The 12575-nt window shown below is 72.1% G+C and carries 12 protein-coding genes; 7 read left to right on the plus strand and 5 right to left on the minus strand.

Going from position 1 to position 12575, the window contains the following annotated elements:
* The first annotated feature begins 84 nt into the window (after window positions 1–84).
* The gene (locus ACIA73_RS08405) at window positions 85–1386 is read left to right on the plus strand and encodes a glycosyltransferase 87 family protein (protein WP_399437558.1); all 1302 of its coding nucleotides are present in this window, start codon (window positions 85–87) and stop codon (window positions 1384–1386) included.
* Here ACIA73_RS08405 and ACIA73_RS08410 read toward each other — a convergent pair.
* From ACIA73_RS08410 to ACIA73_RS08430, 5 genes are all read right to left on the minus strand, one after another.
* On the minus strand, window positions 1362–2597 hold the full coding sequence (locus tag ACIA73_RS08410; protein WP_399437559.1) for a hypothetical protein: 1236 nt from the start codon (window positions 2595–2597) through the stop codon (window positions 1362–1364). The genes ACIA73_RS08405 and ACIA73_RS08410 overlap by 25 nt on opposite strands.
* A gap of 106 nt (window positions 2598–2703) precedes the next feature.
* Entirely contained in the window at window positions 2704–3732 is a 1029-nt protein-coding gene (locus ACIA73_RS08415; RefSeq protein ID WP_399437560.1) for an NlpC/P60 family protein, read from the minus strand.
* 273 nt (window positions 3733–4005) lie between these two features.
* Window positions 4006–5043, minus strand: coding sequence for an NlpC/P60 family protein (locus ACIA73_RS08420; protein ID WP_399437561.1), 1038 nt, complete (start codon window positions 5041–5043; stop codon window positions 4006–4008).
* 279 nt (window positions 5044–5322) lie between these two features.
* The gene (locus ACIA73_RS08425; protein ID WP_399438025.1) at window positions 5323–6684 is read right to left on the minus strand and encodes an NYN domain-containing protein; all 1362 of its coding nucleotides are present in this window, start codon (window positions 6682–6684) and stop codon (window positions 5323–5325) included.
* A gap of 68 nt (window positions 6685–6752) precedes the next feature.
* Window positions 6753–6998 (minus strand): hypothetical protein, encoded by a 246-nt coding sequence (locus ACIA73_RS08430; RefSeq protein ID WP_399437562.1) that lies wholly within the window; start codon window positions 6996–6998, stop codon window positions 6753–6755.
* A gap of 261 nt (window positions 6999–7259) precedes the next feature.
* Here ACIA73_RS08430 and ACIA73_RS08435 point away from each other — a divergent pair, with 261 nt between their 5' ends.
* From ACIA73_RS08435 to ACIA73_RS08460, 6 genes are all read left to right on the plus strand, one after another.
* A complete protein-coding gene (locus tag ACIA73_RS08435) occupies window positions 7260–7979 on the plus strand; it encodes a rhomboid family intramembrane serine protease (RefSeq protein WP_399438026.1) in 720 nt (239 codons plus the stop codon).
* Window positions 7976–8257, plus strand: coding sequence for an Lrp/AsnC family transcriptional regulator (locus tag ACIA73_RS08440; protein WP_266654824.1), 282 nt, complete (start codon window positions 7976–7978; stop codon window positions 8255–8257). Before ACIA73_RS08435 ends, ACIA73_RS08440 begins: the two co-directional genes overlap by 4 nt.
* A 110-nt stretch (window positions 8258–8367) precedes the next feature.
* On the plus strand, window positions 8368–8688 hold the full coding sequence (locus ACIA73_RS08445) for a small hydrophilic protein (protein WP_399437564.1): 321 nt from the start codon (window positions 8368–8370) through the stop codon (window positions 8686–8688).
* Window positions 8621–10294: a sensor histidine kinase gene (locus ACIA73_RS08450; protein WP_399437565.1), complete on the plus strand. Its 1674-nt coding sequence runs from the start codon at window positions 8621–8623 to the stop codon at window positions 10292–10294. The genes ACIA73_RS08445 and ACIA73_RS08450 overlap by 68 nt, the downstream gene beginning before the upstream one ends.
* Window positions 10291–10950, plus strand: coding sequence for a response regulator transcription factor (locus tag ACIA73_RS08455; protein WP_399437566.1), 660 nt, complete (start codon window positions 10291–10293; stop codon window positions 10948–10950). Before ACIA73_RS08450 ends, ACIA73_RS08455 begins: the two co-directional genes overlap by 4 nt.
* Before the next feature lie 149 nt (window positions 10951–11099).
* A complete protein-coding gene (locus ACIA73_RS08460; protein ID WP_399437567.1) occupies window positions 11100–12557 on the plus strand; it encodes an SLC13 family permease in 1458 nt (485 codons plus the stop codon).
* Window positions 12558–12575 lie beyond the last annotated feature (18 nt).

Consider the following 12575-nt stretch of genomic DNA (forward strand, 5'->3'; position numbering starts at 1 on the left):
ACGAACGCACCGCCGTCGAACGCACGACGGCACCGCGCTGTCACGACTCGTCACCGGACTGTGGGGAACCGAACAAGGATGGTCATGACACGAGCGAGCGGCACCGGGCCCCCGGTCCGCCTCCCGGTACTGCCCGTCGCACCCGTCGCACTGTGGGTCGTCACCAGGACGCTCCTGCTGCTCTGCGTCTTCAAGGTGCTGGTCTTCCCGGGGCCGGACGTCACCAGCGACGTCTCGGTCATCTACCAGGGCTGGTACGAGGTCCTGAGCAGGGGCACCTTCCCGCTGGACGACATCACCTGGCAGTACCCGCCGGCCGCCGCGCTCGCCGTGCTGTCCCCCGGTCTGCTGCCGTTCCTGGACTACGCACCCGCCTTCTTCGTGCTGGCCTTCCTCGCCGACGCGGTGGTGACGGGCCTGCTGCTCTACGCCGGACGGCGTCCCGGCAAGCGACTCGCGGGTGCCTGGGTGTGGATCGCCGGTCTGGCGCTGCTCGGCCCGACGGCGTACGCCCGCTACGACGTGATGGTGACCGGCGTGGCGGTCGCCGCACTGCTCGCGGGGGCCCGCAGGCCGCGCCTGACGGGGGCGCTGGCCGCGCTGGGGGCGATGCTGAAGGTCTGGCCCGCCCTGCTGCTCGCGGGGACGGCACGGGGGCGTACGACCCGCTCCTCCTGGACCGCGTTCCTGCTCACGGCGCTGGGGCTGGCACTGCTGTTCGCCACCACCATGCCGGGGGCGTTCGCCTTCCTGACCTTCCAGCGCGACCGGGGCACCGAGGTGGAGTCGCTGGGGGCGCTGGTCTTCCATGTGGCCAGGCACTTCGGCTGGGAGGGCGAAGTGCTGCTGAACTACGGGTCGGTGGAGTTCCTGGGCCCGTACGTGCCGCTCGTCAGCACCCTCGCGATGGTGCTGACCGCGCTGGCCTTCGGGTGGCTGCTGCTGTGGCGGCTGAAGGCCCGGGTGTTCACGGCCTCCACGGCGTGCGACGCGGCGTTCACGGCGGTGCTGCTGTTCACCACCACCAGCCGGGTGATCAGCCCGCAGTACATGCTGTGGCTGGTCGGACTGGCCGCCGCCTGCCTGGCGTTCCGGGGCAGCCGGATGGACCGGGCGGCCCATCTGGTGCTGGCCGCGACCCTGTTCACCTGCCTGGAGTTCCCCATCTGGTTCTCGCACGTGGTCTCCAGCGACGCCCTGGGGCTGCCGCTGCTGTTCCTCCGCAACGGGCTGCTGATCGCGGCCACCGTGCTGGCCTGCCGCACCCTGTGGCGGCACACGGTCGGCGCCTCGGCGGGCTCGCTGAGCTCGCTGCCCGCCCAGCGGCACGTCCCCGCGACGGCGGATCCGGCCGGGGTGCGTCAGCCCAGTTCGTCCCGCAAGTAGCGGCGCCAGCGTGCGGTGAACTCCTCGGGGGTGGTGCCCAGCTCGCGGTTGAGCGCGTTCTCCACCGCCCCCTCCCGCTGGGGATGTTCACCGACGGAACGGTAGAACGTGAGGAGCGTCCCCTCGTCCCATCGTTCAACGATCATCCGGCAGGCCAGCCAGCCGCCCTCGTACGCCCCCGCCAGCCGGTCCGCGTCCCCGCTGAAGCGGAAGCTCCCGTCGTCCGGCAGCACGGCGGGAGGCCCCTCCCGCCGCACCGTGCGCCGCAGTTCGGGCGCGATCTCGGCCGGGGTGCGCGCGCTCTCCCGGTACGCCACCCAGTCGGCGAAGCCCTCGGACAGCCACATCGGGGTGGCCGCCGAGGTGTCCGTACGGGTGGCGACGTGGGTGGACTCATGAGTGAGGACGACCTCCCGGCCGGACGCGCCGAGCACGTCGTACGCCTCCGGGTTGACGATCACCCGGTCCGCCGAGGTCCGCCGCCCGCCCGCCGCCGACCCGGTGGTGACCGCCGCGATCCCCCGGTACCCGGCGGCGGGCTCCCCGAGCAACGCCCCCATCCCACGCAGCGACGGCGGCACCAGCAGCACCACCCGCAGCCCCCGTTCCCGCGTCCAGGCCCGCCCCACCGCGGCCACGGCACCGTCGGCGGCCCGGGCGATCTCCGTCAGCCGGGCCCGCGGCTGCCCCGCGCCGAGCACCATCGCCCGCTCGCCCTTCACCGCGGTGACCGGCCCCTGCTGCCAGATCTCCTGGGCGCCGCTCCTGGCCGGCCGGTCCCCGGCGACGTACCACCGCCCGTTCCGTCGGAGCAGGTCGATCCGGCGGGAGGTGACGGCGGGCACCGCGTCGTACCCGTCGATCCGCAGAGCCAGTTCCACCCGGGCGGTGGCGGCCCGGTCGCCGGTGCGGTCCAGCCCGGTCAGCCGGTACTCCCACGACTTCAGCGGTACGTCGGCGAGGTTGCCGAACTCCTGCTGCTGGGCGTCCCGCAGCCCCCGCACCCCGGGTTCGAGCACCCCCAGGAAGCCGTCCTCGTCCCGCCGCAGCAGCGCCCAGGACCGCCGCGCCAGCAGTTCCCGTACGTCACGGGCCGCGGTGTCGGACGGCTCGGACGGGACGCTGCACGCCGCCAGTCCCGGCCCGCCGAGTCCGAGGCCGAGCCCCAGCGCGAGCACCGCCCGCCGCCCGTAACGCCCCTGCTCGTCCATCCGGCGATCGTACGGCGGCGGAATGAGCCCCGTGGGCGCCACCAGAGAACCGGAGGGATCAGACCCGGATCACCTCGGACCCCGGTCAGCTCGGACCCGGATCAGCTCAGACCCTGGTCACCGAGGACACCGGCATCATCCCGACCGGGTCGTAGCGCACCGGCGCCCCCGGGTAGGGCGCGTGCACGACCTGACCGTTGCCCATGTACATCCCGATGTGGCTGGCGTCGTCGCGGTAGGCAACCAGGTCGCCCGGCTGTGCCTGGTCCAGGGAGACCTGCTGACCGGCGTACCGCTGGGCCTGCGAGGTACGCGGCAGGGAGACCCCGGCCTGGCCGTACGACCACTGCATCAGGCCCGAGCAGTCGAAGCCCGACGGGCCGTTGGCGCCCCAGATGTACGGCTTGCCGACCGCGTTCCTGGCGGCCAGCACGGCGGCGGCGGCGCGCGAGGAGGCGGGCATCGCCCCGGACATCTCCGGCATCGAGTCGCGTCCGGAGCGCGAGCTGCGGTCGAACTCGGCGCGGTCGCGGGCGTTGAGCGCGTTCACCATCCGGCGGGCCTCGGCGAGCTTGCCCTCCACGGTGCGCTTGTGGCGGGAGACCTGGGCCCTGCTCTGCTCCAGCTCGCCCAGCTTGCGGGCCGCCTCGTTGCGCTCCTGGCCCAGCTTGCGCTGCGCCTCGGTGAGTTCGAGCAGCCGGCCGGTGTGCAGGGCGCTGACCCGGTCCAGGGCGGCGGCCTTTTCGAGGTAGCTGTCCGGGTTCTCCGACAGCAGCAGCGACACCGAGGGGTCCATGCCGCCCGACCGGTACTGGGCGCCCGCCAACTGCCCGAGCACTCCGCGCATCCGGTTGATCCGCTGCTGGCCGCGGGCGGTGCGGTCGCGGGCCTGGCGGACCTCCTTGCGGAGGGTCTCGGCGCGCTCGCCCGCCTGGTTGAACCTCTCGGTGGCCTGCTCGGCCTGCTCGAAGAGCCGGTCGACGGTGGCCTGGGTGGCCGTGGCCGTGCCCACCGGGTCGGCGGCGGCCGGGGTGGCCCCGAGGGCCGCTGCCGCGGTGGCCGCGGCGGCGGACAGGACGGTGACCCGGGTGCTCTGTGTGAGCCCGGACTGCGAGGGACGACGGTGTGACGCCACAGGAAGCCGCACTCCTTCCACTGCTGGGTGGCAGCACCCTGCCGCCCGGGCGGGCGGACTGCCGGACGGGAGCTGCGCGAGCAGACAGTAGCGGGACGCTCACACACCGGCCAAAGAGCGCGGCACGCTCGAAAAGTCTCCGCACAGCACGACGCCCCACCGGTGACCAGGGTCACGGGCGGGGCGGGCGGTCAGCACGGGGTGACGCAATTCGCCCGAACGGGCGGTGTGTTCGGCGTCCACGCGCGGGTATCGCGGGCGTGTCGGGAACGATCAGCCTCCGACGCGCACACCGAACTGGAACGGGCCGAGGTAGTCCATGTCCTCGACGCGGACACTGGCGCCCGGCTTCGGGGCGTGCAGCGACTGGCCGTTGCCGGCGTAGAAGCCCACGTGCTGGAGGTTGTTGAAGAAGACCAGGTCGCCGGGGCGCAGGTCGCTCTTGTTGTAGATCTTCGTGCCGGCGCTCTCCTGGGAGTAGGTGCTGCCGCCTATCTGCACGTTGATCTGCTTGAACGCCCAGTAGACCAGCCCGGAGCAGTCGAACGAGCTGGGTCCCTTGGAACCCCAGGAGTACGGGGCGCCGATCTTGCTGTAGGCCACGTTCATGGCCTGGGCGCCGACGCCGGAGCCGGCGGAGACCTGGCCCCCGAGGTCGGGGCGCTCGGTGGAGGCGCGGCTGGCGCGGTCCTCCTTCTCCTGGAGAGCCTTCTTCTCGGCGGCGGTCAGCGTGTCGTACAGCTTCTGCGCCTCGTTGAGCTTGCTCTGGATGACCTGCTTCTTCGCGCCCAGTTCCTTGCGCACGGCGCCCAGGTCGGCGAGTTTGCCGGAGGCTTCCTCGCGCTGCTGGGCGAGGGTGCGCTGCTTGGCCTGGATCTTGCGGAGCGAGTCGGCCTGCTTGGCGGTCAGCTGGTTCATCGCCGCGGAGCGGTCCAGGAACTGGTCCGGCTCGGAGGAGAGGAAGAGCTGGAGCGTGGGGTCGACGGCGCCGGTGCGGTACTGGGCGGTGGCCATCGAACCGAGGCCCTTGCGCATCTGGTTGAGCTCGCCCTGGCCCCGAGCCGCCTTGTCCTGGAGGTTCTTGACCTGCTTCTCCAGGGTGTCCTGCTTCTCCTTCGCCGCGTTGTACTTCTCGGTGGCGCCTTCCGCCTCCTCGTGCAGCGCGTCGACCTTCGCCTTGACTTCCTTCTTGTCCGGCTTGGGTGCGGCGTTCGCCGACTGCGAGGTGAGGGCCACGGCTGCGGTGGCGGCGATGGAGAGCACGGTCACACGCGTGCGGCTCGGGTTCTTGGGACGACGGTGGGACGCCACGGAGGCGAGCTCCTTCTTCCTCGAACCACCTACCGGTCTGCGGTTGGCGGCGACCTCGCCGATACTCCGGATGAGTGATCAACCGTGCGAAGGTTCGAGCCCAGACCCTAGTGACCTTCTTGTGATCAGTTCAAATCCTCACAGGAAAAATCTTGCCCTTGAGACACATAATTTCCACGCGTCACACAGCGCGTCACAGGGAGTTGACAGAACGCCATACTCAATCAGCCCCAATTCGGGCATTAACCGAATGAGTTGGGCAGTGGCTGACAAGCAGCGTCAAGCGCGCGAAAGCCGCTTAAGCAACATCACCGAAGCGACCGGCCTGGCGCCGGACTTGGCGACCCCGTCCGCGACCTCCCGGTCGGTGGAGACCACCACCACCGGCCGCCCGCTCGGCTCGGCCCGTACCAGCTGACGGATCAGCTCGTCGGCCGTCACACCGGCCTTGCTGAACAGCACCCGCACCCCGCGCGGCGGCGCGAGCAGCACCGGAGCTGCCAGTTCCGCCCCGTCGAAGACGCAGGTCACCTCGGCTCCGGACGCGGCGGCCAGCATGGAGAGCCCGCCGAGCAGCCGCAGCCGCTGCTTCTCCAGCGGCATCGTGGGGTAGCCGGTCTTGGTCACGTTGTAGCCGTCGACCACCAGATGCGCCTGCGGCAGCGCGAGCAACTGGTCCAGAACGGCCGGGTCGGTGTCCGAGAGGGCGCGGGTCGCGATGTCCTTGGGCGACATCCGCCCCGGCTCGACCGCCTCCACGCTGTCCGCGGGACGCCCGGTGGACGGGGGCAGCGCCAGTTCCCTGCGCAGCCCCTGGGCGGCTTCGAGCACCGTGTCCAGGAGGAGCCGCAGGCGCATGTCCTCGACGCTGCGTCCCTCCCGTACCGCACGACGCCCCGCCTCGGCGGACGCCTCCGCCTCACCGAGCCTGGCCCGCAGCCGGCGCGACTCGGCCTCGGCGGAGGCCACCTGGGCGGCCGCCTCGGCCTTGATGCCGTCGATCTCGGCCTGGGTTTTGCGGAGCGCCGCCTCACCGCGCTTGACGTCGCTGAGGGCGCCGCGCAGCTTGCGCTGGGCGGCGTCCGACTCCTTGCGGGCGGTTTCGAGTTCGGCGCGCAGCCGCTCGGTCTCCGACTTCGTACGGTCCCTGGCCTCGGCCAGTTCGGCGCGCAGCAGGTCCAGTTCCCGCTGCGCGGCCTCGTCGGCGCGCTCGGCGTCGGCGCGCTGCGCCTCCTCGCCCGCCGCGGCCACCAGCTTCACCCAGCCGACCGGGCGCAGCACATAGGCCGCCGCCGCCACATCGACCGGGTCGGCGGCGGCAGGCGGCGACCCGGCCTCCAGCGCGCTCGTCAGCTCGGGCTGCGCCTCACGCAGCCGTTCGCCGATGCGCTGCCGGAAGACCGGGTCGCTCTCCAGCGCGGCCGCCATCGCGTTGCCCGCGAACTTGGCGCGTCTGGTGGGGGTGAACCGGGCGTACTGGCGCAGCTGCGCCGGGAGTTCGGCGACCGTCAGGCCGCCGAACGCGTCCGACACCAGCGTCACGACCCGCCGCCGCACCCCTTCGGGCAACGGGCGGTCGAGCACCTCTGCGGCGTCGTCGGCCGAGCCGGCCGGTTCCGAGCCGCTCGCAGGCTCCACAATCCGTCACCCCACTACTTCGTGCCCGCACGGGGCACTGCCCTGCCGGGCACCCACTCCCGAGGAAGCCCTCAGGAGCCGGAGTCCGGCCTGTCCACCAGTTCGATCTGATCCACCGCGTTGCACCAGCGGCAGCGCACGGACTCGATGGTCTCACTGACCACCTCGCGTTCCTCGACCTTCGATTCCCCGGCCAGGTCGAGGTGGACGTACTCGACGACCTTCGACGAGCGGGTCACATCGAACCGGGTGAGATTTCCGCAGAGGGTGCAGCGCCACCGGGTCCCGGCGGTCGGCAGGGGAACCGTCGTCGTCATACGTACCGTCCTCTTCGTTCGTTTCCGCGTTTTCACACGGGTGTCGTACGTCGTTGCCGCGGTGCGCCGTCGAACTGCGGATACCCTGCGCGCAACCCTACGGCCTTACGGCTACCCCGCGTGAAGGGCGGCCGACCCTTGAGACCGGGGCGGGCCCTTGCGCCGTACCGGCGAGCCGGGCTCCCGGGCCGCACCCGCTGCGTCATCCTCGAAGCCATGATCAAGGTCACCCCCTTCGGGAAGTACTGGGCAGCCACGGGCATGGCGGTCCGGTGGCAGTCCCTCGCGCACGCCCCCGTCGTGACGTACGGCCTGATCGGTGTCTGCTGTGTGGTCTTCCTGCTCGGACCGGCCTCCGGTTTCGTCCCCGCGTACGGCACCGGCGACGCCCTTCTCGCCGCACAGACCGCCTACTTCGAGCGCTGGGGCGTGGTCCCGGTGGAGCTGGTCCAGGGCACCGGACACTCGTACCTGACCCCGCTGACCGCCCTGTTCGTGCACGGCAACTGGCTGCATCTGCTGGGCAACATGCTCTTTCTGTACGTCTTCGGGGCGATGACCGAGGCCCGGATGGGGCGCCTGCACTTCCTCCTCTTCTACGTCGTCACCGGCTACCTCGCGCTGGTGGTGTACGCACTCGTGCACTCCTCCTCCGACGAGACGCTGGTCGGGGCGTCCGGGGCGATCTCCGCGGTGCTCGGCGCCTTCCTGCGGCTGTTCCCGCACGCCCGGGTCACCAGCCTCTTCCCCTTCCTGCTCTTCCTTCCGCTGCGCTTCCCGGCCTGGATCGTGCTGGTTTTCTGGTTCGTGCTCCAGTGGCTGGCAGCGCAGGGGCTCGGGACCGGGGCGGGGGTCGCGTACCTGGCGCATGTGGTGGGGTTCGCGGCCGGGTTCCTCTACGCGTGGGCGCGTTATCCCCCTGCGGCTAGAGTGAAGGCCGCAGCAGCGCCACCGGCCACCGAGGGAGAAAGCCAGCCGTGATCACCGCGATCGTGCTCATCAAGACCAGCGTGGACCGGATCCCCGAGATCGCCGAGTCGATCGCCGCGCTGGAAAGCGTCAGCGAGGTCTTCTCCGTCACCGGTACCTACGACCTGATCGCCATGGTGCGCGTCGGCCGGCACGACGACCTGGCGGACATCATCCCCGGCTCCATCAGCAAGATCCCCGGAGTCGAGGGCACGGACACGCACGTCGCGTTCCGCACCTACTCGCAGCACGACCTGGAGGCGGCCTTCGCGATCGGCCTGGACGGCTGACCGAGGGGCTCGTCCCGCCACGTACCTCCTCCACCTCACCTCCGCGCACATGAAGGGTTCTTCATCCGGCCCTCATGTGCGGGGCGTACGGCGACTGCCAGGCTGGCGGTATGGCTTTCACCCACCGCTTGGCGACCCTCGCGGCCGTCGTCGCGATACCGCTGGGCATCGCGGCGACGAGTTACGCGCTGACCGATGCTCCCCGGGCGCCCGAAGTGCCGCCCAAGGTCGAGCTGACGGGCGGGCCGCAGAAGCCGGGCGGCCCCTCCCCCTCGGCTCCCGCCGCCTCCCCCTCCGGTACGCCGACGGGCACGCCGTCCGGCGACTCGGTCGTACCGGGGCCGAGCGCACGGGGCGACGACGATGACGACGACCGCGACGAGCGGCCCGAGCGGGGCGGCGCCCCCGCGTCCGGTGACGACGCCAACTGACGCCTCCACGGCGGGAGTCGTGGAGGCGGAACCGCGCGGTCCGCGGATCTCCGCACGGGTGCGCATCCTGCTGTGGCTGCTCCTGGTGATGGCGGTGGCGCTGGCCGCCGTCGCGACGACCACCCGTTCGCTGCTGCTGCGCGACGTGGACAGCCGGATCGGGCAGCTGCTCACCCAGGAGACCCGGGAGTTCGCCAACTTCGTGGAACAGGGCGTCGACCCGGCCACCGGCGGAGGCTTCACCGACACCCACCGCCTCCTGGAGGTCTTCCTGCAACGCCAGTACTCCGACCCGGACGAGGAACTCCTCGGCCTCACCCGCACCGCGGGCGCCCGCCCGCGCGTCATCCTCCAGCCCCGCGACTACCCGCCGGGCACCGCGCTGTACCAGGACTCCAAGGCCCTGATCGCGATCTTCGCCTCCGGTGCGGCCACCGGGACCCTCGACCGATCCGGCGGCTCGGGCGGTTCCGGCGGCTCGGGCGGTTCCGGCAGCTCGGGCGGTTCCGGCAGTTCCGGCGGGCAGATCGCCTGGGCGAAGGTGCCGATCGCGGGCTCCACCGAGGGTGCCTTCGTGGTCGCCTTCCACACCGGGCGCGAACGGGCCGAGGCCGACAAGACCTTCCGCATCCTGCTCGCCATCTCCGGGGTGGCGCTGCTGATGACGACCGGCATCGGCTGGGCGGTCGCGGGCCGGATACTCGCCCCTGTCCGGGTGGTCCGGATGACGGCCGCCCAGCTCACCGAGCAGGACCTCACCCGGCGGATCCCGGTGCAGGGCAGGGACGACATCGCCGCGCTGGCAAAGACCTTCAACGCGATGCTGGACCGGCTGGAGCGGGCGTTCGCGGCCCAGCGCGAGTTCGTGGACGACGCGGGCCACGAGCTGCGCACCCCCATCACCATCGTGCGCGGGCACCTGGAACTGATGGGCGAGGACCCCGCGGAACGCGAGGAGACCGTCCGCCTGGTCACCGACGAACTCGACCGGATGAGCCGCATGGTCGAGGACCTGCTCCTGCTCGCCAAGTCGGAGCGGCCGGACTTCGTCTCCCCCGAGCCGGTCCAGCTCGCGGAGCTGACCGCCGACGTCTTCGTGAAGGCCCGCACGCTGGGCGACCGCGAGTGGGTGCTGGCCGAAGTGGCCGACCGGGAGGCCAGGCTGGACCCGCAGCGGATCACCCAGGCCATGGTCCAGCTCGCCCAGAACGCGGTGCAGCACACCACCCCCGGCAGCCGCGTCAGCATCGGCTCACGGGAGTGCGGGGCGGACGGGACGTCCGGGGCGAGGATCGAGTTGTACGTCGCCGACAGCGGGCCCGGCGTACCGGCCCACGACGCCGCCGTGATCTTCGAACGCTTCCGGCGCGGTACCGCCCGGCGCGGCGCCCGCAGTACCGGGGCGGGCCTGGGCCTGGCCATCGTGAAGGCGATCGCGGAGGGGCACCGGGGGCGGGTCGAACTGCGGCCCACCGGCGGCCCGGACTCCGCCGCACCGGGCCCGGGGGCCACCTTCACCCTCGTACTGGATCCCGGCCCCGCCCCCACCGCCGCACAGGAACCGGAACAGGAACAGGAACCGGAAGGGACACCTCCCACCCCATGAACCGCATACTCATCGTCGAGGACGAGGAACGCATCGCCTCCTTCGTCGAAAAGGGCCTGCGCGCCAACGGCTTCACCACCACCGTCGCCTGCGACGGCGACGCCGCGTACGACTACGCCTGCACCGGCGGGTTCGACCTGGTTCTGCTGGACATCGGCCTGCCGGGCCGGGACGGCTTCACCGTCCTGCGCGAGCTGCGCGAGGCCCGGATGACGGCCCCGGTCATCGTCCTGACCGCCCGTGACTCGGTACGGGACACGGTGGCCGGCCTGGAGGGCGGCGCCGACGACTGGATGACCAAACCGTTCCGCTTCGAGGAACTCCTGGCCCGGATCCGTCTGCGCCTGCGCACCGCCGCCCGCGTCCCCGAGGTCACGGTCCTGCGCAGCGGCTCCCTCTCCCTGGACCTGCGCACCCGCCGCGCCAGGTCCGACGCGCGCACGGTCGACCTGACCGCCCGGGAATTCGTCCTGCTGGAACTCTTCCTCCGCCACCCCGGCCAGGTCCTCTCCCGCGAGCAGATCCTGTCCCACGTCTGGGGCTACGACTTCGACCCCGGCTCGAACATCGTCGACGTCTACGTCCGCGCCCTCCGCAAGAAACTGGGCCCGGAGCGAGTGGAAACGGTGCGCGGCATGGGCTACCGGCTGCCGTAGCCCCCACACCTCCGTACCCGCGCCCCCCCACCTCCGTACCCGCGCGCCCCCACCCCTCCGTACCCGCGCGCCCCCGTACCCCGCCCCCATGAAGCCCCCTTCATCAACCCCTCACGGCCACCTCACCCCGCCTCACCAAGCTCGACCCCATGCCCCCGGCCACCCGAGCCCCCGCCCCGGCCTCCTCCCGCACCCCCCTCCGCCCCCACCACTACGCCACCCTCCTCCTCACCCTCGCCCTCTGCGCCCTCCTCCTCGCCACCCCCTCCCTCTCCCTCGACGCCCGCCTCACCCTCCTCACCTTCGTCCTCGCCACCGCCGCCTGGATCGCCACTCCGGTGGACGACACCTACATCGCCCTCGGCGCAGGCCTCGCCCTCACCGCCACCGGCGTGATCGGCAGCGACACCCTCTTCGGCACCCTCGGCGACGCGACCGTATGGCTACTGATCTGCGCCTTCGTCCTGGCCGCCGCCGTCGCCAGGACCGGCCTCGCGGGTCGCGCCGCCGCCTTCCTGGTCAGCGGCGCCCGTACCGTCCGTCAGCTCACCCACCTCACCACCGCCGCCCTGGTCGTCACCGCGTTCGCCGTCCCCGCGACCTCCGGCCGGGCCGCCCTCGCGCTCCCCGTGTTCCTGGCGCTGGCCAAGGCACTCGCGGGACGGCGCCGCCTCGTCGTGATGCTGGCCCTGCTCTTCCCCACGGTGATCCTGCTCTCCGCCGTGGCCACCCTGATCGGCGCGGGCGCCCACCTCATCACGGTCTCGGTCCTCTTCGAGGCGACGGGCAGGCGCGTCGGCTTCACCCAGTGGCTCCTGCTCGGCCTCCCGCTGGCGGTGGTCTCCAGCCACCTCGCCGCCGAAGCGGTCCTCCTCACCACCACCCGCCGCGAGGACCGCCGTACGCCCGTGAAGATCACCACCGCCCAGATCCAGCAGCACAGCGACCGCCCCGTCACCGGCCCGCTCGCCTCCTCGGAGGCCCGCTGCGCCGCGCTGCTCGGGACGGTCGTACTGCTGTGGTGCAGCGAGCCGCTGCACCAGGTCCCGCCCGCCGTGGTCGCGCTGATCGGCGCGGTCGTCGCCGCCTCGCCCGCGCTCGGCACCGTACGGCTGAAGGAGGCCCTCGGCACCGTTCCGTGGTCGCTGCTGCTCTTCATGGCCGCGACGATGGCGATGGGGGTGGCACTCGCGGACTCGAGTGCGGCCAGCTGGCTGATGTCGCTGCTGCCGCTGTCCGGGGTCCCGCCGTGGGCGTTCCTGACGGCCGTGGTCGTGGTCAGCACGGCGGCCCATCTGATCCTCCAGTCACGTTCCGCCCGCTCCAGCGTGCTCGTCCCGCTGGTCGTCGCCGCGGCGGTCGGCGTCGGCGTCAACCCGGTGGCCGCCGCCCTCGCCTCCACCGCCGCGGCCGGGTTCTGCCACACCCTCCCGGCGTCCGCGAAGCCCGTGACGCTCTACTCCGACCTCCCGGGCACCCCCACCTACACCTCGCGTGACCTGCTGAGACTCTCCGCCGTGCTGGCCCCGCTGACCGCCGCGACGGTGCTGCTCTTCGCCCTCGCCGTATGGCCGCTGCTCGGCGTTCCCGTGCTGCTCCCCCGCTGACCACCTTCCCTGGAGTCC

The organism is Streptomyces sp. NPDC051561, from assembly GCF_044454195.1.
GTDB lineage: Bacteria > Actinomycetota > Actinomycetes > Streptomycetales > Streptomycetaceae > Streptomyces.

What these genes read in the sequence shown, in the direction of transcription:
- ACIA73_RS08405 (WP_399437558.1), top strand. Translation starts at nt 85, where the DNA reads ATGACACGAGCGAGCGGCACCGGGCCCCCGGTCCGCCTCCCGGTACTG.
- ACIA73_RS08410 (WP_399437559.1), bottom strand. Translation starts at nt 2,597, where the DNA reads ATGGACGAGCAGGGGCGTTACGGGCGGCGGGCGGTGCTCGCGCTGGGG.
- ACIA73_RS08430 (WP_399437562.1), bottom strand. Translation starts at nt 6,998, where the DNA reads ATGACGACGACGGTTCCCCTGCCGACCGCCGGGACCCGGTGGCGCTGC.
- ACIA73_RS08435 (WP_399438026.1), top strand. Translation starts at nt 7,260, where the DNA reads ATGGCGGTCCGGTGGCAGTCCCTCGCGCACGCCCCCGTCGTGACGTAC.
- ACIA73_RS08445 (WP_399437564.1), top strand. Translation starts at nt 8,368, where the DNA reads ATGGCTTTCACCCACCGCTTGGCGACCCTCGCGGCCGTCGTCGCGATA.
- ACIA73_RS08450 (WP_399437565.1), top strand. Translation starts at nt 8,621, where the DNA reads ATGACGACGACCGCGACGAGCGGCCCGAGCGGGGCGGCGCCCCCGCGT.
- ACIA73_RS08455 (WP_399437566.1), top strand. Translation starts at nt 10,291, where the DNA reads ATGAACCGCATACTCATCGTCGAGGACGAGGAACGCATCGCCTCCTTC.
- ACIA73_RS08460 (WP_399437567.1), top strand. Translation starts at nt 11,100, where the DNA reads ATGCCCCCGGCCACCCGAGCCCCCGCCCCGGCCTCCTCCCGCACCCCC.